This is a genomic window from Kitasatospora sp. NPDC051164 (genome assembly GCF_044455625.1).
In the GTDB taxonomy this organism is placed as follows: domain Bacteria; phylum Actinomycetota; class Actinomycetes; order Streptomycetales; family Streptomycetaceae; genus Kitasatospora.
Map to the genome: position 1 here is coordinate 221,788 of NZ_JBITFB010000009.1, position 23,360 is coordinate 245,147.

Consider the following 23,360-nt stretch of genomic DNA (forward strand, 5'->3'; position numbering starts at 1 on the left):
GGTCCCCCAGGGGTCTCGCGGCCGGGCGCAACCGGCCGGGGCCGGAAACGCGGTACGCCCCCACCCTAGGCAGGCGGAATCGGTGCGCCGACGAAACGCCCGGGACTTGTGACGGATCTGGTACGTGTCGTGCACCGCATACGGATGATTCGGGGGGACACGGTGTGTGCCGGACCGCGGGCCGGGTGGACCGGCCGTCGGGCCTGGCTGTCGGACCCCGCTGTCGGCCCCCGCCGTCAGATCCAGCTGTTGAACCACATCCGGCGGCGCCAGTCCTCCAGCGGGATGGTCTGGCCGGTGAAGAGCGGGAAGAAGAACAGGAAGTTCCAGACGATCAGCAGCACCAGCAGGCCGGCCGCCGCGGAGCCGATGATCCGGCGGTCCCGGGAGGCGCCGGGCGGGCCGATCAGGGCGCCGACCAGCATCGTCACCGCGAGCACCAGGAACGGGACGAAGACCACCGCGTAGAAGAGGAAGATCGTCCGCTGCTGGTAGGCGAACCACGGCAGGTAGCCCGCGGCCAGGCCGCACAGCAGCGCGCCGGCCCGCCAGTCCCGCCGGAACGCCCAGCGCCACAGGCAGTAGACCAGGGCCACCACGGCCGTCCACCACAGCAGCGGGGTGCCGATGCCCAGCACCTCGCGGGCGCAGTCGGCGGCGGTGCAGCCGGCCTGTCCGAACTTGGGGGATTCGTAGTAGAAGGAGACCGGTCGGCCCAGCACCAGCCAGGACCACGGGTTCGACTGGTAGGTGTGCGGGTCGCTCAGGTGGGTGTGGAACTCGTAGACCGTCGAGTGGTAGTGCCACAGGGCGCGCAGGCCCTCGGGTATCCACGGGTAGTCGGTGGAACGGCCGACCGCCCAGTCCCGGCCCCAGCCGCCCTTCCCCGGGGCGTTGCTGCTGGCGAACCAGCCCCACCAGGACGCGACGTAGACCGCCAGGGGGACCACGACGACCGACACGAAGGCCGGCGCCACGTCCCGGGCCAGCACCGCGCGGTACGGGCGCGGGGCGCCGGCCAGGCGGCGGGCGCCGACGTCCCAGAGCGCGGTCATCAGGCCGAACGCCGCCATCACGTACAGGCCGCTCCACTTGGTGGCGCAGGTCAGGCCGATGCAGACGCCGGCCGCGATCCGGTACGGGCGCCAGCCCAGGCCCAGCCGCTGGGCGAGCTCCGGGTTCTCGACCCCGCCCAGCTTCTCGGCCAGCAGCGCCCGGGTGCGGTCGCGGTCCAGCAACAGGAAGCCGAAGGCGGCGACGATCCAGAACATCACCACCAGGTCGAGCAGGGCGGCCCGACTGAGGACCAGGTGCAGGCCGTCCACCGAGAGCAGCAGGCCGGCCACGCAGCCCAGCAGGGTCGAGCGGAACATCCGGCGGGCGATCCGGGCCAGCATCAGCACCGACAGCGTGCCGAGCAGGGCCACCGCGAAGCGCCAGCCGAAGGGGTTCATGCCGAACAGCTGCTCGCCCGCACCGATGATCCACTTGCCCACCGGCGGATGGACCACGTACGAGGCGGCCGACCGGTACGGGACGGCCGCGCCGGGCGTCATGATCGTCGCGTTGGCCTCCTCCGGCCAGCTGATCTCGTAGCCGCCGTGCCAGAGCGCGTAGGCGTCCTTGGCGTAGTACGTCTCGTCGAAGATGATCGCGTGCGGCTGGCCGAGGTTGGTGAACCGCAGGATCCCGGCGAACACCGCGACCGCGACCGGTCCCAGCCAGCCGGACCAGCGGCACAGGAAGTACCACAGGCCCTGCGGCAGCGAGACGCCCAGGCGCAGCAGCAGCGGCGACTGCGGCACGTCGCGCGGGGTCACCCGGGGGCCGTCCGGCATCGGCGGCACCAGGCGCTCGGCCAGCGGCGCGGTCGGGCGGGCGCGGTAGCCGTGCGCGGCCAGGCGCTCGCGCCAGGCCGGGGGTGCGGGCCGGGGTGAGCGGGGAGACGGCAGAACGACGCCGCCCCGCGCGGAGTGGTCCGTACCAGTGGGCGTCTGCGCCGCCGTGTCGCCGTTCATCCGCCACATCGTAGGGGCGCCCTTCGTACGCGTGTCCGCTCCCTCGGAAGCTGCCCGAATCGTCACCAAAAGCCCCCGGCGGCCGCAGCTGGAAGGATGGGGCCCGTGACAGGAGTACTCGTTCTCGCAGGCACCCCCATCGGCGACGTCTCGGACGCCCCGCCCCGACTGGTCCACGAACTGGCGACGGCGGACGTCATCGCCGCCGAGGACACCCGGCGGCTGCGCCGGCTCACCCAGGCACTCGGGGTGACCCCGGCGGGCCGGGTCGTCTCGTACTTCGAGGGCAACGAGGTCGGCCGCACCCCCGAACTGGTCGAGGCGCTGCTCGGCGGCGCCCGGGTGCTGCTGGTCACCGACGCCGGCATGCCCTCGGTCTCCGACCCCGGCTACCGGCTGGTCGCCGCGGCCGTCGCGGCGGACCTCAAGGTCACCGCGGTGCCCGGGCCGTCAGCGGTACTCACCGCGCTCGCGCTGTCCGGCCTGCCGGTCGACCGCTTCACCTTCGAGGGCTTCCTGCCGCGCAAGACCGGCGACCGGGCCCGACAGCTCGCCTCGATCGCCGCCGAGCCGCGCACCATGGTCTTCTTCGAGGCGCCGCACCGGATCGCCGAGGCGCTGACCGCGATGGCCGAGGCGTTCGGGCCGGAGCGCCCCGCCGCCGTCTGCCGCGAGCTGACCAAGACCTACGAGGAGGTCAAGCGCGGGCCGATCGGCGAGCTGGCGGCCTGGGCCGCGGAGGGCGTCAGGGGCGAGATCACCGTCGTCGTCGCGGGCGCCCCGCCGGCCGCGCCGCAGGAACTGACCCCGGCCGAGCTGGCCCGGCTGGTGGCCGTGCGCGAGGAGGCGGGGGAGCGGCGCAAGGAGGCCATCGCGGCGGTCGCGGCGGAGCTCTCGCTGCCCAAGCGGGAGGTCTTCGACGCGGTCGTGGCGGCCAAGAGGGAAGGCTCGGTCGAGGGCCTGAAAAAGGGGTGAATTCCCGGGGGTTGCGTTGCGCACGGGTAGTCGTACCTTGGAGGGAAGGCCCCGGTAAACACCCGCTGAGCTGAAGTTTCGGTCGCGGTTTTCGGTCCGGGGGAGGCCCTTCGTATAGGGCTTCCCAATCCGCATCCAAGTCTTCACAAGTGGGGCATCGGCCGGGGCGGTCCGGGCATTTCCTGGAATGGAAAGACCCAGCCGGGCGAGCGCCCGGCGGGCGCTGGGAGACGGCTATGAGCGACATTGTCGGTAACCCCCGCGGTGGCAACGCGCTGAGCACGGCCGGACTGGCCGGGCGGGCGCACACTCCCGTCGAGACCGTCCGGGAGGCCTACTCCTTCGCGTGCCTGCGCTGCGGGTACGGCTGGGAGCAGGCGTACGACATCGAGCACCACGTGTCCAAGGACGGGCACGTCGTGTTCGAGTACCACGCCAACGGTGTCCGGGTGCCGTCCCCGCTGCTCAAGCCGACCTGCCCCGGGTGCGGTGGCCACACCGTCCGGATCATGCGCGAGGGCCGGGTGGCCTCCGCCGACCGACCCTCGCACCACGCCCCCGGCTACCCGGCGCACGCCGAGCCGGCCGGGCCGCCCCCGGTGCCCGCGCCCGCCAAGCCGCGCGGACGCTGGGCCCGGTTCTGGTCGCGGCTGCTGGGCTGACCCCGGAGGCCGGCGGGCCGACACCGGGAGGCTGCCGCGCTGATACCGGAGGGCGCGCGGCTGATACGGGACGCTGACGGGCTGACACCGGAGGACGCGGGAAGGGCCGCCCCCGGCCGGGACACAACTCGGTCGAGGACGGCCCGCGTCCCCGACTAAGCTTTCCGACCATGGCGGCCACTGCAGACCACAGCACCACCGGGACGAACGCCCCGGCGTACTACGTTTCCACCCCGATCTACTACGTCAACGATCGCCCCCACCTGGGCCACGCGTACACCACCGTGGCGGGCGACGTCCTCACCCGCTGGCACCGCCAGCGCGGTGAGAAGGTGTGGTACCTGACCGGCACCGACGAACACGGTCAGAAGATCATGCGGACCGCCGAGGCGAACGGCGTCAGCCCGCAGGAGTGGTGCGACAAGCTGGTCGAGGAAGCCTGGAAGCCGCTCTGGGAGCACCTGGAGATCGCCAACGACGACTTCATCCGCACCACCCAGCAGCGGCACACCGACCGCGTGCAGGAGTTCGTCCAGGACCTGTACGACAAGGGCGAGATCTACAAGGGCGGCTACTCCGGCCCGTACTGCGTCGGCTGCGAGGAGTACAAGCTCCCCAACGAGCTGCTCGACGGCGCGAGCGAGGACGAGAAGCTCTGCCCGATCCACAAGAAGCCGGTGGAGTGGCTGGAGGAGGAGAACTACTTCTTCCGCCTGTCGGCCTACGGCGAGAAGCTGCTGGAGTTCTACGCCGAGAACCCCGGCTTCATCGCCCCCGAAACCGCCCGCAACGAGGTGCTGCGCTTCGTCGAGCAGGGCCTGCAGGACCTCTCGATCTCCCGCTCCACCTTCAACTGGGGCGTGCCGCTTCCCTGGGACGAGAAGCACGTCCTCTACGTGTGGGTCGACGCGCTGCAGAACTACATCACCGCGGCCGGCTACGGCAGCGACCCGGAGCGCTTCGCCGAGCTGTGGCCGGCCTCCGTCCACCTGGTCGGCAAGGACATCCTCCGCTTCCACGCGGTCATCTGGCCCGCCATGCTGATGGCCGCCGGCCTGCCGCTGCCCAAGCGGGTCGTGGCCAACGGCTGGCTGATGGTCGGCGGCGAGAAGATGTCCAAGTCCAACCTGACCGGCATCGCGCCCACCGACCTGACCTCGCACTTCGGCGTGGACGCGTACCGCTACTACTTCCTGCGGGCGATCCCGTTCGGCACGGACGGCTCGTTCTCCTGGGAGGACTTCACCGCCCGCTACACCTCCGAACTCGCCAACGACTTCGGCAACCTGGCCTCCCGGGTCGCCGCGATGGTCGGCAAGTACTTCGACGGGGTGCTGCCCGCGGCCACCGCGCCCGGCGACGCCGAGCAGGCCGTCGCCGACGGGCTGACCAAGGCCGTTGCGACGGCCGACCGGAAGATCGGCGAGGAGCTGGACTTCGCCGGCGGCCTCGCGGCGATCTTCGAGTTCGTCAAGCAGGTCAACGGCTACATCACCGAGCAGGAGCCCTGGAAGGTCGCCAAGGACGAATCGGCGGAGGGCCGGGCGCGCCTCGCGACCATCCTCTACACCGCCGCCGAGTCGCTGCGCGCCACCGCCGTCCTCCTCAACCCGGTGATGCCGACCACCGCCGAGAAGCTGTGGGACTCGCTGGGCGCCGAAGCCGCCGGGCTGGGCGCGCTGCCCGCGCAGACCATCGCCACCGTGGCCGACTGGGGCCGGCTGCCCGCCGGTGCCACCGTCACCAAGGGCGAGATCCTCTTCCCGCGCCTCGAAGAGAAGCCGGCCGCCTGACATGGCCGCCAAGGACGACGACCGGTCGACCCCGCCGCCGCTGCCGCAACCCCTGGCAGTGGCGGTGGCCGACTCGCACACCCACCTCGACATGCAGTCCGGCACCCCGGCCGAAGGCCTGGCCCGAGCCGCCTCCGTCGGCGTCACCACGGTGGTCCAGGTGGGCTGCGACGTGCCCGGTTCGCGCTGGGCCGCCGAGCTGGCGGCCCAGTACGAGCAGGTGCACGCGGCCGTCGCCCTGCACCCGAACGAGGCGCCGCGGATCTTCCTCGGCGACGCGGACGGCTGGTCCGGCCGGCAGCGCACGGCCGGCGGCGCCGCCGCCCTGGACGAGGCACTCGCCGAGATCGACCGGCTCGCCGCCCTGCCGCAGGTACGGGCGGTCGGCGAGACCGGGCTGGACTACTTCCGCACCGGGCCGGAAGGCGTCGAGATCCAGAAGGAGTCGTTCCGCCGCCACATCGAGATGGCCAAGCGGCACGGCAAGGCCCTGGTCATCCACGACCGCGACGCCCACGAGGACGTCATCGCCGTCCTGCTGGCGGAAGGCGCCCCGGAACGGACCGTCTTCCACTGCTACTCCGGCGACGCCGACATGGCCAAGACCTGCGCCCGGCACGGCTGGTACCTCTCCTTCGCCGGCCCGGTCACCTTCAAGGCCAACCAGCCGCTGCGGGACGCGCTGCTCGCCACCCCGCTCGACCGGATCCTGGTCGAGACCGACGCCCCCTTCCTCACCCCGCACCCCTACCGCGGCCGGCCCAACGCCCCGTACCTGATCCCGGTCACGGTGCGCTCGATGGCCGCCACCCTGGGGCTGCACGAGGACGAGCTGTCGGCGGCCATCGCGGAGAACACGGCGCGGGCCTTCGGGTACTGAGCGTTCGGGCGGAGTCGCCGGTCGGAGCCGCCGGTCGGCGTGGCCGGTCGGTCCGGTGGGTCCGCCTGCTCGGGCCGGTCGGAGCGCCCGGTCGGGTCCGGCGCGTCGGGGCGGGCGCCCGCGCGCCCGTATCCTTGGCGCGTGAGCACCACCGACCCCACCCCTGACAGCCACCTGCTGGGCGCCGCCGACATCCGGGAGCTGGCGGCCGCGTTCGGCGTGAAGCCGACCAAGCAGCGCGGGCAGAACTTCGTCATCGACGGCAACACCGTGCGGCGGATCGTCCGGGCCGCCGGGGTGACGGAGCAGGACGCGGTGGTAGAGGTCGGGCCGGGGCTCGGCTCGCTGACGCTCGCGCTGCTCGAGGTGGCGCGGCACGTGACGGCGGTCGAGATCGACCCGGTGCTGGCGCAGCACCTGCCGGACACCGTCGCGGCCCGGATGCCGGGCAAGGCCGACGCCTTCGACCTGGTCTTCAGCGACGCCATGGAGGTCACCGAGCTGCCCGGGCCGGCGCCCACCGCGCTGGTCGCCAACCTCCCGTACAACGTGGCCGTGCCCGTCCTGCTGCACATGCTGGCGACCTTCCCCAGCATCGAGCGGACCCTGGTGATGGTGCAGAGCGAGGTCGCCGACCGGCTCGCCGCGAAGCCGGGCAACAAGGTGTACGGCGTCCCGTCGGTCAAGGCCAACTGGTACGCCGACGTGAAGCGGGCCGGCGCCATCGGACGGAACGTGTTCTGGCCCGCCCCCAACGTCGACTCCGGGCTCGTCTCCCTGGTCCGCCACGAGCCGCCGAAGACCACCGCCAGCCGCACCGAGGTGTTCGCGGTCGTCGACGCCGCGTTCGCCCAGCGGCGCAAGACCCTGCGCGCCGCCCTGGCCGGCTGGGCCGGCTCCGCCGCCGGGGCCGAGCAGGCGCTCGCCGCCGCCGGGATCGACCACAAGCTGCGCGGCGAGATGCTGACGGTCGAGCAGTTCGCCGCGATCGCCGAGCACAAGCCGAAGGCGGGCGAGGACAAGCCGAAGGCTGACACACGCGAGCCGAAGGCGGACGAGGACAAGCCGAAGGCAGGCGACGAGTGATCACCGTACGGGTGCCGGCCAAGGTCAACGTCCAGCTGGGGGTCGGCGGGCTGCGCGCCGACGGCTTCCACGACCTCGCCAACGTCTTCTTCGCCGTCGCCCTCGGCGACGAGGTCACCGCCACCCCGGGGCAGGGCGTCACCCTGACCTGCTCCGGACCGGACGCCGCCGCCGTCCCGCTCGACGACAGCAACCTCGCCGCCCGCGCCGCCCGCCTCCTCGCCGCCCACCACGGCATCGCCGACCCGGGCGTACACCTGCACATCGCCAAGGCCATCCCGGTCGCCGGCGGCATGGCCGGCGGCAGCGCCGACGGCGCCGCGGCACTGGTCGCCTGCGACGCGCTGTGGCAGCTGGACACCCCGCTCGGCACCCTGTTGGAGCTGGCCGCGGAGCTGGGATCGGACGTGCCGTTCGCCCTGCTCGGCGGCGTCGCGCTCGGCCGCGGCCGGGGCGAGATCCTCGAACCGCTGGCCGTCGAAAGCACCTTCCACTGGGTCTTCGCGGTCGCCGACGGCGGCCTGTCCACCCCCGCCGTCTTCCGCGAGTGCGACCGGCTGCGCGACGAGGCCGGCACCGGCTCCAGCGACACCGACGTCCCCACCCCCGACGCCGACCAGGCCCTGCTTGCCGCACTCGCCGAAGGCGACGCCGTCGCCCTGGCCGACGCGCTCGCCAACGACCTCCAGCCCGCCGCACTCTCGCTGCGCCCCGCACTCGCGGACACCCTGCGGGCCGGCACCGAGGCGGGCGCCCTCGGCGCGTTGGTCTCCGGCTCCGGGCCGACCTGCGCCTTCCTCACCAAGGACGCCGACGCGGCCGCCGCCGTCGCCCAGGCCCTGCGGGCCTCCGGCACCTGCCGGACGGCGCACGCGACATACGGGCCGGTGCCGGGGGCCGCGGTCCAGGCGTAAGGCGCTGCCGTTGTGGTGGCGCCGTGCCGCGTCACCCGGCGCGGTGCTGCGCCGTGGCGCGGGTGCCGCGGGTGCCGCGGGTGCCGCGGGAGCAGTGCGGTGCTGCGCGGTGGGACGGTGCCGCGGGAGCAGTGCGGTGAGGGTGTCGCCGCTGGCGCATTAGGCTGGGGAGATCGGGGTGTCCCCGAGACAGGGGCGGCGGGCCGCCCCCGCGACCGCCGAACCCTGGAGCGCAGCACACGTGGCCGTCAACCTCGCCACCATCGAGTCCGTCACGAAGGTCTACGGCACCCGCACCCTGCTGGACGCGGTCAGCCTCGGCGTCAGCGAGGGCGACCGGATCGGCGTCGTCGGCCGCAACGGCGACGGCAAGACCACCCTCATCCGGATGCTCGCCAAGCTGGAGGAACCCGACAGCGGCCGCATCACGTGGAACGGCGGCCTCGAGCCGGCCGTCCTCACCCAGCACGACTCGCTCGACCCGAAGGCCACCATCCGGCACGAGGTGATCGCCGACCGGGCCGACCACGAGTGGCTCGGCGACGCCCGGATCCGCGACATCATCGAAGGCCTCTTCGGCGGCCTCGACCTGCCCGGCTTCGCCGACGGCCTCGACACCGTCATCGGCCCGCTCTCCGGTGGCGAACGCCGCCGGATCGCCCTCGCCAAGCTGCTGCTCGGCTCACCCGAGCTGATCATCCTGGACGAGCCCACCAACCACCTCGACGTCGAGGGCATCAACTGGCTCGCCGAACACCTGCAGAAGCGCCGCTCCGCGCTGGTCTGCGTCACCCACGACCGCTGGTTCCTCGACCAGGTCAGCACCCGCATGTGGGACGTCCAGCAGGGCGAGGTGCACGAGTACGAAGGCGGCTACTCCGACTACGTCTTCGCCCGCGCCGAACGCTCCCGGATCGAGGCCGTCGAAGAGCAGAAGCGCCAGAACCTGGCCCGCAAGGAACTCGCCTGGCTGCGCCGCGGCGCCCCCGCCCGCACCTCCAAGCCGCGCTACCGCATCGAGGCGGCCAACGCGCTGATCGCCGACGTGCCGGACCCGCGTGACAAGTCCGAGCTGATGAAGTTCGCCAACGCGCGCCTCGGCAAGACCGTCTTCGAGCTGGAAGACGTCACCGTCAAGGCCGGCCCGAAGCTCCTGCTGGAGAACCTCACCTGGCAGCTCGGCCCCGGCGACCGGATCGGCCTGCTCGGCGTCAACGGCGCCGGCAAGACCTCGCTGCTGCGCGCCATGCGCGACGCGTACGCGAGCGAGGGCGACGTGCAGCCCGCGTCCGGCCTCATCAAGGTCGGCAAGACCGTGCGGCTCGCCTACCTGTCCCAGGAAGTCGTCGAGCTCGACCCGACGACCCGGGTGCTGCAGGCCGTCGAACAGGTCCGCTCGCGCGTCGACCTCGGCAAGGGCCGGGAGATGAGCGCCGGCCAGCTGTGCGAACAGTTCGGCTTCGGCAAGGACAAGCAGTGGACGCCGGTCGGCGACTTGTCCGGCGGCGAGCGCCGCCGCCTCCAACTGCTGCGGCTCCTGATGGACGAGCCCAACGTGCTGTTCCTGGACGAGCCGACCAACGACCTGGACATCGAGACGCTCAACCAGCTCGAAGACCTGCTCGACGGCTGGCCCGGCTCGATGATCGTCATCAGCCACGACCGCTTCTTCATCGAGCGCACCACGGACGTCGTCCACGCGCTGCTCGGCGACAAGAAGATGCGGATGCTGCCGAACGGTGTGGACGAGTACCTGGAGCGGCGGGCACGGATGGCCGCCCAGGCCGCCGCCGTCGCCGCCCAGGCCGCTCCTGCCGCGGCCTCGTCGGCCGCCGGGGCCGACGCCGCTTCCGGGCTGTCCGGCGGCGACCTGCGCGCCGCCAAGAAGGAGATGCAGAAGCTGGAGCGGCAGATCGCCAAACTGGACCAGAAGGAATCCAAGCTGCACGCCCAACTCGCCGAGCACGCCGCCGACTTCTCCAAGGTCGCCGAACTGGACACGCAGCTGCGCGCGGTCCGGGACGAGAAGGAGGAGCTGGAGCTGAGCTGGCTGGAGCTGGCCGAGCACGTCTGACCTCGCGGTTCGGTGCCGGTCGCGGCGCGCTGCCGGTCGGGGTTCGGCTAGTCGCTTGCCAGAAGCATTTCGAGTTCGTCCGCCGCACGGCCCAGCGCGCTGAGCGTGGGGTCGTGCGGCGTGGTCGGGCGATCCGTCGGTGCGGTTGGCCCGCTCGGCGCGGTCGGGTCGTCCGACGGTGCGGCCGGCGGCCGGTGCGCGCGGGCAGCGGCGGTCAATTCGTCCAGCGCCCGGCGGACCCGATCGACCTCAGCCGGATCCGGCACCCGGCCGCCGAACCGGATCTGCGCCGCGAACGCCGCCACCGCACCACCCAGCCGCTCCAGCGCCGCCGTCGCCGGCAGCCACCGCTCGGCCGGCCGACCCAAGGGCGGCGGCTCGACCAGCCCCTGCCGCACCTCCTGCCGGGCATCCGCCAACGCCCGGTAAGCCGTCCGGCGCAGCCACACCTGGGCCCGATCGGCGCGACCGGCAGCCACCGCGTCGAGATAGGCCCGCAACGCCGTCGTCGCCTCCACCAGCCGGGGCTCGATCCGATGGCGCGGGCGCTCCGGCCACAACAGGTACCCGAAGAGCAGGACGATCGCACTGGCCACGACCGAGTCCAGGACGCGAGGCCGGAACTCCGCCGCACCGCTCCCGCCGCCGAGCTGCAGCAGGACCAGCGCCATCGGCGTCATCACCACGGTGTTCAGCCCGTAGTGCGCCGCCGTGGCATACGGCAACAGGGCCACGCACAGCACGGCCACAGCGGTCAGCGCCCACTCCTCGGTGGTCAACACCAGCAGCGCCGCCGCCACCGCCACCCCCAGCACCGTGCCCACCGAACGGCTCACCGCCCGCAGAAACACCGAACCGAGATCCGGCTTCAGGACGAAAGCGATCGTCATCGGCACCCAGTAGCCCTTGCTGAGCGGATAGTTGGCCGTCACCGCCGAGCCGACCGCGATACACAGCGCGACACGCAGCCCGTACCGGACCGACGCCCCCGACAACAGCCGCACCCGCAGCACCTGCAGTTGTCGGCGCACGGGCGCGGGCGCGACATCGAGCCGCGCGTCACGGCCGGCCACCCAATCGGCAGCGGCCCGCAGAGCCACGTCCAAGGCCTGCCGGGCCGGCGTATCCGGCCGCCACCCGGGAACCACGACCTCACCGCCACCCCGCCACACGGCAGCCGCCAGACGATCCGGCACCCCGGCGACCTCCGGCGGCACCGGGCGCCGCGCCCACAACAAGCCCGTCGCCGCCTCGGTGACCGCCAGAACGGCCTCGTACCCGCGAGCGACAGAAGGGCTCCCGCCAGGGAGGAGATCCTGCAGCTGGTTCAGACAGGCCGTCAACGCCTGGCGCGAGGCAGCCGCCCGCGACGTGCCCACATCGGCCAAGGTGCGGCCCAGCGCCTCGTACACGGCAGCCAGCGCCCGACTGCGCGGATCAGCCCCCGGCCGGCCCGGCACCCCCACCGGCAACCCCAGCAACACCACCAAGCCCGCACCGACCGACACCATCGGCGCCGCCGCCCACCACGGCCCCGGCAGCGGCATCCCGCTCCCCAACGCGGCCGACACCAACAGCAACAACCCCGCCGCCGACCCACGCGGACCCGTCGCACTCACAACCCCGGAAACGAAACCGGTCAACGTCAGCGCGGCCCCCAGAACGAGGCCGTCCGCATCGGCCCGCTGAAGACCCGTACCGACCAGCATGCCCAGCGCGGAAGCCGACACCGCGACCCCGATCCGCCCCGCCCGCAGCCACGACGGCTCAACCCGATCGTTCATCGTCGCGTGCATCGCACCGAGCGCCGCGAACACCCCCAGATCCAGCCGATGCACCGACAAGCCCACCACCAACGGCACCGCCACACCCACCGCCGCCCGGGCCATCAACACCCACGGCAACGGCGACCACACCGGCCGCGCGGCACGAGCCCACCAGGGAACGGCCTTCGGAGAACCCATGCGAACACGTCCGTCCTGCGGCCTTGAGTCGCTGCTGTGCGACATTGCGCGGCAGATGGGGCGTACCGGGTCAGTCTACCCAGCGGCCGGGACGGCAGGCTGTACGTGTCAAGTTCGTACCGATCGCGTACGGGCCGGGCAAGGTCCCTGCCAGTCCGACAGGGGTGGTGGCTACGATGACGGAGGCGAAAACCGCCCACAGGGCGGTCGGTTCGCCGACCAGAACGGTACGACGACGGCACGACCCAGAAGTTGACGGTGTGTTGCGGCACGGACCACCCGGGACGCCCCGGGCAGCCGGCCGTACGGGGGAGAGGTGAACTGCTGTGGCAGACAAGAGTGCATCTAGTTCGGGGACGCCAACCCCTTCGGCGAGCCCTTCGGCCAGTCCGACTCCGAGTCCATCGGCGACTCCTTCACCGAGTCCTTCGCCCAGCCCGTCTCCGAGTCCTGCACCGAGTCCTTCGGCGAGTCCTGCGCCTAGTCCTTCGGCAAGCCCTTCGCCCAGCCCGGCTCCGAGTACTTCGGCAGACCCCTCGGCTACCGACCCGAACAGCCCGGCGCCGCCGGACGACACGCCGTTCATGCTGAGCGACCCGTTCGGACCCTTCGGGTTCGGGTTCAACCGGGTCGTCAGCACGGTGCAGACGAACTTCAGCGCCAACGACCTGGTGTCGGCCTTCGGCAAGCAGGACGTCAAGGTGGAGCTGCAGACGCTCTCCGCCTTCGCCGCCAAGGTCGAGGCGCTGCTCGCCGCGATGGAGGGATCGGCGGCTGCGCCGTACAAGCTCGAAGAGCAGAAGGTGGAAACCGCGCACTTCGCCAGCGCGAAGTTCGACGAGGCGACGGCCCTGACGACCGCCTACGGCAAGGTCCACACTCAGCTCGTCAAGTTCCACAAGGACTTCGTCAAACAGGTCCAGGCGATGCAGGAAGCCGTCGCGACGACGCACGGCAACTACTCGACCAACGAGGACAACACGACCGCCGACCAGAACGCGGTCGCGAAGAATACGGGCGGGACCTCGCCGACGGCGGGATCGAACGGGTCGGCTCCGAGGTCCAACGCAGGCCTCTGACGGCGGGACGAGGGGCCACAAACGGGGAGACGGGGAAGAGGCCATGGCAGGCGAATCCAAATACAACGACATGAAGCATCCCGCCCTCAGGGCGATGGTCGACAAGACAATGCCCGATGTGGTGCTGAGGCGGGCTGCTCAGCTTCAGGACGCTGGTCGCGTACTGGGGGAACTCAGCACCGCTCTCCAGTCACACCTCGGCCAGGTCCACTGGGAAGGGCCGGCGGCAGAGAACTTCAAGACCTGGGTGGGAAACCTCTACAAGTCCGCAGACATCATCGGTCAGCACTCGACGACCGCCGGTGGCGCGATGACCCAGGCCGGTGAAGCACTCAGCACGGCCAAGGTCGCGATGCCCCAGCTTCCGGCAGATGCGATGAAGGTGGTCGCCAAGTATGAGGGGCAGACCGTTCCCGCAGGTGTGGAGGCCAAGCTCGCCGTCGGCCAGACGGTCGACAGCTACATGAAGGGCCTCCCGGGCAGTCAGGACTGGGTGAGCTCGGCCGAGTACACACAGGCCAAGGCGACGGTCGAGAAGGAGCGGCAGGAAGCCGCGCATCAGGTGGAGAACCTGGCTCAGGCTTACAGCGCAGCGACGGCGACCCTGAACGGGATCCCCGACGATGTGACGCTGCCGGGGACGCCTGACTCGGAGAGGAACCGAGGCGGGGAGTCGGAATACACGGGTGGTGGCAACTACGGGGGCGGCTCTGGCGGTTCCGTCCGCAGTCCGTATTCGGGCGGCGGAAGCGTTGGAGGTGGCCACAACCCGTCCGGCGGCAGCTACGGCGGTGGCTCGGTCACCCCGTACAACCCGGGATCGGGGTCCACTGGTCCGTCCGGCCCGGGCCACACCACCCCGACCCCTCCGTACAGCGGAGGCCAGGTCCCGCCCCCGCCGCAGGACCCGGGCTCCTCGATCCCGCCGTCCCACCCGTCGGACCCGGTCAACCGTCCGGGCACCGGCCTGGACAGCCTGCCGACCGCGCCGACTCAGACCGGCCCGTCCGGCCCCGGCGGTGGCCCCCTGCCGACTGGCGGACCGACCACCACCCCGACCTACCCGAGCGGCCCCAACGGCCCCGGTGGCGGGCCCAACGGCCCCGGTGGGGGTCCGATGCCCGGCTTCCCGGTCGGGCCTGGTGGCGGTTCGGTTCAGGCCAAGGGCGGTGGCCCCGGCTACCTCCCTGGCAAGGGTGGCAGCGTCAGCCCTCGCACGCCGTTGGCCGGCCAGACTCCGGGCAAGAGCGGGACTCCGGGGCTTCCCTCCGGGACGGTCTTCGGCCCCCGCGAAGCGGGGCCGGGCGGCGGCCGGGTCGGCGGACAGAACAGTGCGAACGGCATGGGCATGCACCCCGGCATGGGAGGCGGCCACGGCGGCGCCGTCGGTGCGGGCGGCAGCTCGCGTGGCCGGGGCCTGGCCTCGACCACCGGTGGCGCGGTCGGCGGCCGCAAGGGACCGACCGCCGGTGGAGAGTTCACCCCCGGCGGCACGGGCCTGCGCAACCGCGCCGCCGCAGCGGGAGCCGCCGAGGGCGGTGCCCGGCCCGGACAGAACGGCATGATGGCGCCCGGCACGGGGGGCCACGGAGGCCGTAACGAGCGCGACCGCCGCAAGCGGGCCGATTACCTGCACGAGGACGAGGAAACCTGGACCAGCGGTACGCCGCACAGCAACCCGGACGTGGTTGAGTAAGACGGCAACGACTGCCCGGCCACTGGGCTCTCCCAGTGGCCGGGCAGGCTTGTTCGGGGCGCGCTTCCCGGTCGGTGGAGAAAGTGACGAGGAGTGGTGATGGGGCGGACGAACACGCGCATGCGTTGGCGCGCGGCAGTTGCGGCGCTTCTGGCGGCGGGAGTCGTGGTCGGCCCGGTCGCAGCACCGGCGGTTGCCGACGATTCGATCCGTGCAGCTCAATGGCACCTGGATGCCATGCATGCCTCTGAGATGTGGAATGTCTCCACGGGGGATGGGATCACCGTTGCGGTGATCGATGGAGGCTTCAAGCTGGATCATCCGGATTTGGTGGGGCAGTTCCTGCCAGGCAAGGACTTTAGTGGCAGCTCCGGTGGCGTGGGTTCCTACGGTGACGGACACGGCACGATGATGGCCAGCCTCATCGCGGGGACAGGAAGGAATCGAGGGGGAAACGGGGCGTACGGGCTTGCCCCGAGCGTCAAGATCCTTCCATTGAAGATCGATAACGGGTCGGTGGGGACCGCTGTCACGGCGGACTTCCTTGATCAGATCGGCCAGGCGGTCACTTATGCTGTCGACCAGGGGGCCAGGGTCATCAGCATTTCGCAAGGCGTTTCAGCGGTAACGACGCTTCCGGCTGATGTGGCCAAACTGAACAGGATTCTCGCGACCGCCCGGGCGAAGGGTGCTCTCGTGGTATCCAGTGTGGGCAATTCAGCAAAATCTGGGAATCTGGCCGAATACCCAGGCGCTCTTCCCAACGTTGTGGGCGTTGGAGCAGTTGACCGAAACGGAACCGTGACGGAGGAGTCTGAGACAGGGCCGCAGGTTACGCTCGTCGCTCCTGGCCAGGACACGCTTGCGGCTTGTACGGCTCCTTCTGGTTACTGCACGGGCCATGGGACGTCCGATGCGACTGCTCTGACTTCTGCTTCAGCCGCCCTGATCTGGGCAGTCCACAAGGACTGGACGGCGAACCAGATTCTGCGGGTGCTCATCAACACCGCAGGCAGGCCGAATGGCGGGAACAGTCGCACGGATGATGCAGGGTGGGGCGCGGTTCGGCCGCGTATCGCGCTGACTGACCCCGGTGATCCTGGTCCGGCCAATGTGTCGCCGCTCCCGGCTGACGCGGCTTCGCCTTCGGCCGCGCCATCGGCTTCGGCGAGTGCGTCCGCGCCTGCGTCGTCGGCGCCGAGCCCGGCTGCGAGTCCGACGGACGTGGCCGTTGGTGCGCCGTCGGTGCAGCCGAAGGTTGATGTGTCGTCCGGGTCGGGCAGCGTGCTTCCGATTGTGGCTGGGGTGGTGGCCGGGTTGGTGTTGGTGGCCGGGGTGGTGTTCGTGGTGGTGCGGCGGCGGAAGTCGGCTGGGGAGCCCGGGGTTCAGGTGCCGACGGTGCCGGCGCAGCAGCCGATGCCGCCGGTTCCGCCGTCGTACCAGCCGCCGGGGCCTCCGGGGGAAAACCCGTACGCGAAGTAGTTCAGGCCGTCTTGTGTGGTGGGGGGACCGGGTGGAGAGCCGCTGGATGTGGGTGCGGCGGCTTGTGGCCGTTGGGGCTGCGAGCTTCTGCGTGGCGGGGGTTGCGGTGGTGCCGGCCGTTGCGGATGGCTCGATCCGGCAGCAGCAGTGGCATCTGGATGCCTGTGGAAGGTCTCAAAAGGGGAAAACGTCACCGTTGCGGTGATCGACAGCGGATTCAAGCTGGACCACCCGGATCTGGCCGGACAGTTCCTTCCGGGGAAGGACTTCAGCGGAAGCCAGGGTGGTGTCGGATCCTATGCCGAGGGCCACGGCACGCAGATGGCCAGCCTCATTGCGGGAACCGGGAAATCGGATGGCGGCAAAGGGGCCTACGGCCTTGCCCCTGGCGCCAAGATCCTTCCTCTGAAGATCGCCAACGGATCCGAGCGGTCGGTGATTTCGGCTGACTTCCTGGACCAGATCGGGCAGGCCGTGACGTATGCCGTCGAGCAGGGCGCCAAGGTCATCAACATTTCGCAAGGGACCGCTGCCGTCACGACTTCCTCGGCGGATGTGGAGAAGCTCAACAAAATCCTGGCGGGAGCTCGGGCGAAGGGATCGCTGGTGGTCGCCAGCGTCGGAAACTCTGGCGAGCAGGGGAATATCGTCGAATACCCGGGCGCCCTTCCCAATGTGGTGGGAGTGGGGGCCTCTGACCGGAACGGCACGGTGACTTCCGAGTCCGAAAGCGGACCGCAGGTTGCACTTGTGGCCCCCGGTATGGACATGATCGAGGCCTGCACAGGCCCCCCTGGGTACTGTAAAAGCCACGGCACGTCGGACTCGACAGCTCTTGTCTCCGCCTCGGCGGCGCTGGTGTGGTCGGTGCATCCGACCTGGACGGCGAACCAGGTCCTGCGGGTCCTCGTCAACACGGCCGGTAAGCCGGCCAACGGCGCGGATCGTACCGACAGTGCGGGATACGGCGCGGTGCGGCCGCGCATTGCGTTGACGGATCCGGGCGATCCCGGTCCGGCGGATGTGTCGCCGATTCCCGTTGCGACGACCGTGCCTTCGGCCGCGCCATCGGCTTCGGCGAGTGCGTCCGCGCCTGCGTCGTCGGCGCCGAGCCCGCCCGCGAGTCCGACGGACGTGGCCGTTGGTGCGCCGTCGGTGCAGCCGAAGGCTGATGTGTCGTCCGGGTCGGGCGGCGCGCTTCCGGTTGTGGCTGGGGTGGTGGCTGGGTTGGTGCTGCTGGCCGGGGTGGTGTTCGTGGTGGTGCGGCGGAAGTCGGCTGGGGAGCCCGGGGTTCAGGTGCCTCCGGGGGGCAACCCGTACGCGCGGTAGGCCGGGAACCGGCTTGTCTTCGCCCGGTCGCTGGTGGTGTCGGCGGCCGGGCGGCGTTGTTTCGGGTGGGATCGCGCGTCCGGCTGGGGGTGGTGGGGGAGTGCGGCTCGGGCGTGGGGTTGGTGGGTGTGCGCCGTGGTCACTCGGGTGGGGGCTGGTGGGGGTGGGGGCGGGGTGGTGAGGGTGGTGGTATGGATGCGGAGGGTGCTTGGCGGGTAGGGCAGTTGCGGCGGGCGGCGGCTGCGGCGTTGATCGGGACGGCGATCGAGTTCTACGACTTCTTCATTTACGGGACGGCGGCCGCGTTGGTGTTCGGGCCGGTGTTCTTTCCTGGGTTGGGCGCGGTGGGGGCGCTGTTGGCGGCTTTCTCGGTGTACGCGGTGGCGTTCTTGGCCCGGCCGTTGGGGGCGGTGGTGTTCGGGCATTTCGGGGACCGGGTGGGGCGGAGGGCGACGTTGGTGGTGTCGCTGTTGTTGATGGGGTTGGCGACGGCGGCGGTGGGGGTGCTGCCGGGGTTCGCGGCCTGGGGGTGGTGGGCGCCGGTGGTGTTGGTGGTGCTGCGGGTGTGCCAGGGCGTCGGGTTGGGTGGGGAGTGGGGTGGGGCGGCGTTGCTGATCGCGGAGAATGCGCCGGCGGAGCGGCGGGGGCGTTACGGGGGGTTTCTGCAGTTGGGGCCGACGTGCGGGTTCGTGTTGGCGAACGGGGTGTTCCTGGCGCTTCAACTCGGGCTGGATGAGCGGGCGTTCCGCGCGTGGGGCTGGCGGGTGCCGTTCTTGGCCTCGTTCGCGCTGGTCGTGGTGGGGTTGTTCGTGCGGCTGCGGATCGAGGAGTCGCCGCTGTTCCGGTCGGCTGGGCGCGGGGAGCGGCCGCCGGTGCTGGAGGTGGTGCGTGAGCACTGGCGTCCGGTGTTGGCGGGCGGCGGGGCGATCACGATGGGGTACGCGCTGTTCTACCTGACCACGACGTATTCGCTGGCGTACGCGACCTCGGGGCTCGGGGTGGCGAGCACGGTGGTGCTGACGATGCTGCTGGTCGGTGCGGTGGGCATGGCCGGGATGGTGTGGCTGAGTGCCTCGCGCAGTGACCGGTGGGGGCGGCGGCGGACGTTGGGGTGGGCGACGGGCCTTGCGGTGGGCTGGTCGCTGGTGCTGTTCCCGCTGTTGGAGACGGTGAGCCGGTCGCTGATGTTCGTCGGGCTGGCGGGTGCGATGGTGGTGTTGGGCTGCATGTTCGGGCCGGTGGCGGCGTTCCTGCCGGAGTTGTTTCCGACCCGGGTGCGGTACACGGGCGCCGCGTTGACGTACAACCTGGGTGGCGTGATCGGCGGTGCGGCGACGCCGCTGGTGGCGACGCGGTTGACCGGGGTGTACGGGACGGCGGAGCCGGTGGGCTGGTATCTGGCGGGGCTGGGCGCGCTGGCCCTGGGGTGTTTGCGGCTGCTGCCGGAGACGACCGGGGCCGAGCTCGGGGCGGTGGACGGCGGACGCCGCCGGGCGCCCCGGTGGGGGGCGGATCCGGCGGCGTAGGCCGTGGCGTTGGTGTTGGCGCGGTGCAGGTGTGGCGTGGGCGCGGCGGAAGGGTCAGCCGGCCAGGGCGGCGCGGCCGGCCAGGACCACGGCGGTGTGCTCGGTGACGCGGGCGCCCAGGTGCTCGGCGGTCGCGATGTCGGCCTTGTGGACGGCCTCCGGGCCGGCGTCGGACGGGGAGGAGGCGGCGGCGCCGCTGAAGAAGCCGAGGCGGTTGAGGTCGTTCTCGGAGGCGGTGGTGGCGTTCCAGCCGGGCTTGAGGCCGAGGTTGACCCAGCTCATGCCGTGCTGGGCGGCGAGGGTCTGGAAGAAGCCGAGGGTGCCCGCCTTGTCGCCGCTCTTGGAGGCGGAGTTGGTGAAGCCGGCCGCGACCTTGTCCTTCCAGGCGTCGGTGAACCAGCGCTTGCTGGTGGCCTCGGCGAAGACGTGGAAGGCGCCGGAGGCGGTGCCCATGTAGGTGGGGGAGCCGAAGACGATCGCGTCGGCGGCGTCCAGCTGGGCCCACTGCTCCTCGGTGATGGTGTCGACGGCGATCGAGACGACCTCGGCACCTGCGTCGGCGGCGCCGCGGGCGACGGCCTCGGCGATCACGGCGGTGTGGCCGTAACCGGAGTGGTAGGCGAGGGCGATGGTCGGACGGACGGCGGTCATGCGGGCACTCCAGGGAGGGGTCGGGCGTGGGCCGGCGGGAGTCGGCCCAAGGCGTGGGGACAGAAGTGGGGACAGGCGTGCGGACGGACGTGGGGCGGTCGAGGTGAGGCGGCCCCGGGCCGTCTTCGGTCTCCAATATAGACCAGGTCTCTATTGGTTACCAAGGGTGGATTGGAGACCGCAGGGCTACCCTGGATGGCATGACGACCGAGGAAGCGACCCGGGCCCGGGCGGGGCAGCACGAGGAGCAGCGGGCGCGGCACGAGCCGGCGGAGCGGGGCGAGCCGGCGGGGCAGGACGGGTCGGCAGAGGAGGAGTACGACGTCTTCGGCCGGCTCTGCCCCAGCCGCGAGGTGTTCGCCGAGCTGGCCGACAAGTGGTCACTGCTGATCCTGATGAGCCTCGCCGCCTGCGGGCCGCAGCGCTTCTCCGAGCTCCAGCGCGGGGTCGGCGGGGTCAGTCGCAAGATGCTCACCCAGTCGCTGCGCAACCTGGAGCGCAGCGGCCTGCTGCTCCGCACGGTCTTCCCGGAGACGCCGCCGCGGGTGGTCTACGACCTGCTGCCACTCGGCCGCGAACTGGCCGAGCTGGTCACGCCGCTCGGCCGGTGGACGGAGCATCGCACCGGGCAGATGATGGCGGCCCGCGAGGAGTTCGACGCGGCCCACGCCGACGGCTGAGGCCGCGGGAGGGGGCGTGGAGGAGGTGGAGAGGGGCCCGAGCGCCGCCGGTCGGGGGCCGGCCGGGGCCGATTTCCCTTCCGGGCCGGCGGCCGTGTAATGTCTTCCTTGTTCGACCGGCCCGGTGAAAATCCGGCAAGCCCCTATAGCTCAGTCGGTAGAGCGTCTCCATGGTAAGGAGAAGGTCTGCGGTTCGATTCCGCATGGGGGCTCAACTGGAAGACCCTCGCCTCTGGCGGGGGTCTTTCGCGTTTCCGCTGACAGTCGATGCACGACGGGCTGGCGAGTCGGGTACGGAATGCGCTGTGATGGTGCGTCATCGGCCGCCCGCCCGACGGGTACGGGCGTGAGCCGGACCCCGACCGGGAGGGCGTCATGGGCGTTCGACTCGTGGTGGTGGACGACCATCGGCTGCTGGCCGAGGCGTTGGCGACCGCGCTGCAGCTGCGCGGTCACCGGGTGCTCGCGGTGGGCTCCCCGGCGGGTGTCGCCGCCGACCTGGTGGCCGGACGGCGGCCCGAGGTGTGTCTGCTGGGGGTGGCCGCGCCTGGGGAGCCGGGCGCCTTCGACGGGCTGCGCCGGATTCGCCGGGAGCGTCCCGAGGTGGCCGTGATCGTGCTCGGACCGGTGGGTGAACTGCGGGGCGTGGCCGGGGCGTTCGCGGCCGGCGCGGCGGGGTACGTACCCAGCGACGAGCTGATCGAGGTGGTCGAGCGGGCCATCGGACGGGCCCGGGCGGGCGAGGCCGCGGTCGGGGTGGACATCCTGCGCGGGGCCTTCGACCAACTGCTGCGTCCGGCGCCCGAACCGGACGACGAGGCCGTCCGGTTGCTGCGGCTGCTGACCCGGCGTGAGGTGCAGGTGCTGTCCCGGATCGCGGACGGTGAGGACACCGCCGCGATCGCCGCCGGGATGCGGATCGCCGCCAGCACCGCCCGGACGCACGTCCAGCGGGTGCTGATGAAGCTCGGCGCGCGGACCCGCCTGGAGGCGGCCGCGGTGGCGGCGCGCACCGGCCTGCTGGAGCGGATGTCCGGCGGCTGAGGGGGCGCGGGAAGACAGCGGGGGAGGCGGAGGCGCAAGCCCTCCGGGAAGGCGGAGGCGAAGACGTCGGGAAAGCCAGAGGGCAAGCCCCGAGGAAGCCGGAGGGCAAGCCGCCGTGGCAGCGACTGGGCGCGGCCGGGATGTCCGGCGGCTGAGGAGTTGGTGAAGAGCCTGCGAGCGGCCACCCGCGTGGTCGGGAGCACCCCGGCGGATTGGGAGAATGGCCTCAGTCCTACGCATTCCTTCGATGGCCCCGCCGACCGGGCGGACCATCGCCCGCTGGAGGTCTCAACATGAGTAAGTACCTGGTCACGGGTGGCGCCGGCTACGTCGGCAGCGTGGTGGCCGCCCACCTGCTGGAGGCGGGGCACCAGGTGACCGTCCTGGACGACCTCTCGACCGGCTTCCGCGAGGGCGTTCCGGCCGGTGCCGAGTTCGTCGAGGGCCGGATCCAGGAGGCCGGCAAGGTGCTGGACGGCTCCTTCGACGGCGTGCTGCACTTCGCCGCCTCCTCGCAGGTCGGCGAGTCGGTCGTGGACCCGGAGAAGTACTGGCGCAACAACGTGGCCGGCTCGCTGGAGCTGATCAGCGCGATGCGCGCGGCGGGCGTGCGCAAGCTCGTCTTCTCCTCCACCGCCGCCACCTACGGCGAGCCGGAGGCCGTGCCGATCGCCGAGACCGCCCGTACCGCGCCGACCAACACCTACGGCGCCACCAAGCTCGCCGTGGACCACCTGATCACCAGTGAGGCCGTCGCGCACGGCCTGGCCGCCGTCTCGCTGCGCTACTTCAACGTGGCCGGTGCGTACGGTGCGTACGGTGAGCGGCACGACCCCGAGTCGCACCTGATCCCGCTGGTCTTCCAGGCCGCGCTCGGGCAGCGCCCGCACATCGCGGTGTACGGCGACGACTACCCGACCCCGGACGGCACCTGCATCCGCGACTACATCCACGTCGCGGACCTGGCTGACGCACACCTGCTGGCGCTGGACGCCGCCAAGCCGGGCGAGCACCTGATCTGCAACCTGGGCAACGGCAGCGGCTTCTCGGTGCGCGAGGTGATCGAGTCGGTCAAGCGTGTCACCGGCCGGGAGATCCCGGTTCAGGTCGCCGACCGTCGCGCCGGCGACCCGGCGGTGCTGGTGGCCTCGGCCGCCCGCGCCCACGAGGCGCTGGGCTGGACCCCGCGCCGCCCGAACCTGGACGACATCGTCGCCGACGCCTGGAAGTTCACCCTGGAGAAGAACGGCCGGTAGGCCTGCCGGGCCCATCGGCCTCCCGCGAGGCCCGGCAGCCCGCCGGACACCAGCAGTAGCCGCCCGCCGCGGGCGCCGCACCCGGACCGTACGGGAGCGGCGCCCGGAGTGGCGGAGCACCGGCCGGAGCGCAAGTCCAGTCACGTACGCACCTTCTGACGAAACTTCACCAAATCGCCACGAGGGCGTTTCCCGACCCCGTACGCTGAACGCGGTACCGGTGGGGGCCGGCGCCCTTTCGATCTCACCGG

At 71.7% G+C, this 23,360-nt stretch carries 18 protein-coding genes and 1 tRNA gene; 16 read left to right on the forward strand and 3 right to left on the reverse strand.

Going from position 1 to position 23,360, the window contains the following annotated elements; translation table 11 throughout:
- Positions 1-236: 236 nt before the first annotated feature.
- Positions 237-2,027, reverse strand: coding sequence for a dolichyl-phosphate-mannose--protein mannosyltransferase (locus tag ACIBEC_RS16120; protein ID WP_396287949.1), 1,791 nt, complete (start codon positions 2,025-2,027; stop codon positions 237-239).
- Positions 2,028-2,123: 96 nt separating this feature from the next.
- Between ACIBEC_RS16120 and rsmI the strand changes: the two genes are divergently transcribed.
- From rsmI to ACIBEC_RS16155, 7 genes are all read left to right on the forward strand, one after another.
- Positions 2,124-2,993: a 16S rRNA (cytidine(1402)-2'-O)-methyltransferase gene (gene rsmI, locus ACIBEC_RS16125; RefSeq protein WP_360494269.1), complete on the forward strand. Its 870-nt coding sequence runs from the start codon at positions 2,124-2,126 to the stop codon at positions 2,991-2,993.
- Positions 2,994-3,229: 236 nt separating this feature from the next.
- Entirely contained in the window at positions 3,230-3,655 is a 426-nt protein-coding gene (locus ACIBEC_RS16130) for a hypothetical protein (RefSeq protein ID WP_360494266.1), read from the forward strand.
- Between the two features lie 170 nt (positions 3,656-3,825).
- Complete coding sequence (gene metG, locus ACIBEC_RS16135) at positions 3,826-5,448, forward strand: methionine--tRNA ligase (protein ID WP_360494264.1); 1,623 nt, start codon at positions 3,826-3,828, stop codon at positions 5,446-5,448.
- Position 5,449: 1 nt separating this feature from the next.
- Positions 5,450-6,328, forward strand: coding sequence for a TatD family hydrolase (locus tag ACIBEC_RS16140; RefSeq protein WP_360494261.1), 879 nt, complete (start codon positions 5,450-5,452; stop codon positions 6,326-6,328).
- A 141-nt stretch (positions 6,329-6,469) separates the two neighbouring features.
- Positions 6,470-7,414, forward strand: coding sequence for a 16S rRNA (adenine(1518)-N(6)/adenine(1519)-N(6))-dimethyltransferase RsmA (gene rsmA / locus ACIBEC_RS16145; protein ID WP_360494258.1), 945 nt, complete (start codon positions 6,470-6,472; stop codon positions 7,412-7,414).
- Positions 7,411-8,328 (forward strand): 4-(cytidine 5'-diphospho)-2-C-methyl-D-erythritol kinase, encoded by a 918-nt coding sequence (locus ACIBEC_RS16150; RefSeq protein WP_360494255.1) that lies wholly within the window; start codon positions 7,411-7,413, stop codon positions 8,326-8,328. The genes rsmA and ACIBEC_RS16150 overlap by 4 nt, the downstream gene beginning before the upstream one ends.
- Positions 8,329-8,569: 241 nt before the next feature.
- A complete protein-coding gene (locus ACIBEC_RS16155; protein WP_360494806.1) occupies positions 8,570-10,402 on the forward strand; it encodes an ABC-F family ATP-binding cassette domain-containing protein in 1,833 nt (610 codons plus the stop codon).
- A gap of 47 nt (positions 10,403-10,449) precedes the next feature.
- Here ACIBEC_RS16155 and ACIBEC_RS16160 read toward each other — a convergent pair whose 3' ends face one another.
- Entirely contained in the window at positions 10,450-12,366 is a 1,917-nt protein-coding gene (locus ACIBEC_RS16160) for an FUSC family protein (RefSeq protein WP_360494252.1), read from the reverse strand.
- Between the two features lie 584 nt (positions 12,367-12,950).
- On the opposite strand from ACIBEC_RS16160, the gene ACIBEC_RS16165 reads away from it, so the two are divergent.
- The 5 genes from ACIBEC_RS16165 to ACIBEC_RS16185 all read left to right on the forward strand — a co-directional run bounded on the left by ACIBEC_RS16165 (position 12,951) and on the right by ACIBEC_RS16185 (position 19,478).
- Positions 12,951-13,445 (forward strand): hypothetical protein, encoded by a 495-nt coding sequence (locus tag ACIBEC_RS16165; RefSeq protein ID WP_360494249.1) that lies wholly within the window; start codon positions 12,951-12,953, stop codon positions 13,443-13,445.
- 43 nt (positions 13,446-13,488) lie between these two features.
- Positions 13,489-15,141, forward strand: a complete 1,653-nt coding sequence (locus ACIBEC_RS16170) for a hypothetical protein (protein WP_360494246.1) — start codon at positions 13,489-13,491, stop codon at positions 15,139-15,141.
- Positions 15,142-15,261: 120 nt separating this feature from the next.
- The gene (locus tag ACIBEC_RS16175; RefSeq protein WP_360494243.1) at positions 15,262-16,623 is read left to right on the forward strand and encodes a S8 family serine peptidase; all 1,362 of its coding nucleotides are present in this window, start codon (positions 15,262-15,264) and stop codon (positions 16,621-16,623) included.
- Between the two features lie 201 nt (positions 16,624-16,824).
- Positions 16,825-17,952 (forward strand): S8 family serine peptidase, encoded by a 1,128-nt coding sequence (locus tag ACIBEC_RS16180; protein WP_360494240.1) that lies wholly within the window; start codon positions 16,825-16,827, stop codon positions 17,950-17,952.
- A 191-nt stretch (positions 17,953-18,143) separates the two neighbouring features.
- Positions 18,144-19,478 carry an MFS transporter gene (locus tag ACIBEC_RS16185; protein WP_360494237.1) on the forward strand — a complete coding sequence of 445 codons (1,335 nt, stop codon included), beginning with the start codon at positions 18,144-18,146 and terminating at the stop codon, positions 19,476-19,478.
- A 54-nt stretch (positions 19,479-19,532) separates the two neighbouring features.
- Here the strand turns inward: ACIBEC_RS16185 and ACIBEC_RS16190 are convergent, their stop codons facing one another.
- Positions 19,533-20,129 carry a flavodoxin family protein gene (locus ACIBEC_RS16190; protein WP_360494234.1) on the reverse strand — a complete coding sequence of 199 codons (597 nt, stop codon included), beginning with the start codon at positions 20,127-20,129 and terminating at the stop codon, positions 19,533-19,535.
- A gap of 200 nt (positions 20,130-20,329) precedes the next feature.
- On the opposite strand from ACIBEC_RS16190, the gene ACIBEC_RS16195 reads away from it, so the two are divergent.
- From ACIBEC_RS16195 to galE, 4 genes are all read left to right on the forward strand, one after another.
- Complete coding sequence (locus tag ACIBEC_RS16195; RefSeq protein ID WP_360494231.1) at positions 20,330-20,809, forward strand: helix-turn-helix domain-containing protein; 480 nt, start codon at positions 20,330-20,332, stop codon at positions 20,807-20,809.
- A gap of 139 nt (positions 20,810-20,948) precedes the next feature.
- A tRNA-Thr gene (locus ACIBEC_RS16200) sits at positions 20,949-21,021 on the forward strand.
- Positions 21,022-21,184: 163 nt separating this feature from the next.
- Positions 21,185-21,853 carry a response regulator transcription factor gene (locus ACIBEC_RS16205; RefSeq protein WP_360494228.1) on the forward strand — a complete coding sequence of 223 codons (669 nt, stop codon included), beginning with the start codon at positions 21,185-21,187 and terminating at the stop codon, positions 21,851-21,853.
- Positions 21,854-22,146: 293 nt separating this feature from the next.
- The gene (gene galE / locus ACIBEC_RS16210; protein WP_360494225.1) at positions 22,147-23,109 is read left to right on the forward strand and encodes a UDP-glucose 4-epimerase GalE; all 963 of its coding nucleotides are present in this window, start codon (positions 22,147-22,149) and stop codon (positions 23,107-23,109) included.
- Positions 23,110-23,360 lie beyond the last annotated feature (251 nt).

Excerpts from the sequence above, each read along its gene's own strand:
- ACIBEC_RS16120 (WP_396287949.1), bottom strand. The coding sequence starts at position 2,027 with ATGTGGCGGATGAACGGCGACACGGCGGCGCAGACGCCCACTGGTACG.
- ACIBEC_RS16130 (WP_360494266.1), top strand. The coding sequence starts at position 3,230 with ATGAGCGACATTGTCGGTAACCCCCGCGGTGGCAACGCGCTGAGCACG.
- metG (WP_360494264.1), top strand. The coding sequence starts at position 3,826 with ATGGCGGCCACTGCAGACCACAGCACCACCGGGACGAACGCCCCGGCG.
- ACIBEC_RS16140 (WP_360494261.1), top strand. The coding sequence starts at position 5,450 with ATGGCCGCCAAGGACGACGACCGGTCGACCCCGCCGCCGCTGCCGCAA.
- ACIBEC_RS16160 (WP_360494252.1), bottom strand. The coding sequence starts at position 12,366 with ATGGGTTCTCCGAAGGCCGTTCCCTGGTGGGCTCGTGCCGCGCGGCCG.
- ACIBEC_RS16165 (WP_360494249.1), top strand. The coding sequence starts at position 12,951 with ATGCTGAGCGACCCGTTCGGACCCTTCGGGTTCGGGTTCAACCGGGTC.
- ACIBEC_RS16170 (WP_360494246.1), top strand. The coding sequence starts at position 13,489 with ATGGCAGGCGAATCCAAATACAACGACATGAAGCATCCCGCCCTCAGG.
- ACIBEC_RS16175 (WP_360494243.1), top strand. The coding sequence starts at position 15,262 with ATGCGTTGGCGCGCGGCAGTTGCGGCGCTTCTGGCGGCGGGAGTCGTG.
- ACIBEC_RS16185 (WP_360494237.1), top strand. The coding sequence starts at position 18,144 with ATGGATGCGGAGGGTGCTTGGCGGGTAGGGCAGTTGCGGCGGGCGGCG.
- ACIBEC_RS16190 (WP_360494234.1), bottom strand. The coding sequence starts at position 20,129 with ATGACCGCCGTCCGTCCGACCATCGCCCTCGCCTACCACTCCGGTTAC.
- ACIBEC_RS16195 (WP_360494231.1), top strand. The coding sequence starts at position 20,330 with ATGACGACCGAGGAAGCGACCCGGGCCCGGGCGGGGCAGCACGAGGAG.
- ACIBEC_RS16205 (WP_360494228.1), top strand. The coding sequence starts at position 21,185 with ATGGGCGTTCGACTCGTGGTGGTGGACGACCATCGGCTGCTGGCCGAG.
- galE (WP_360494225.1), top strand. The coding sequence starts at position 22,147 with ATGAGTAAGTACCTGGTCACGGGTGGCGCCGGCTACGTCGGCAGCGTG.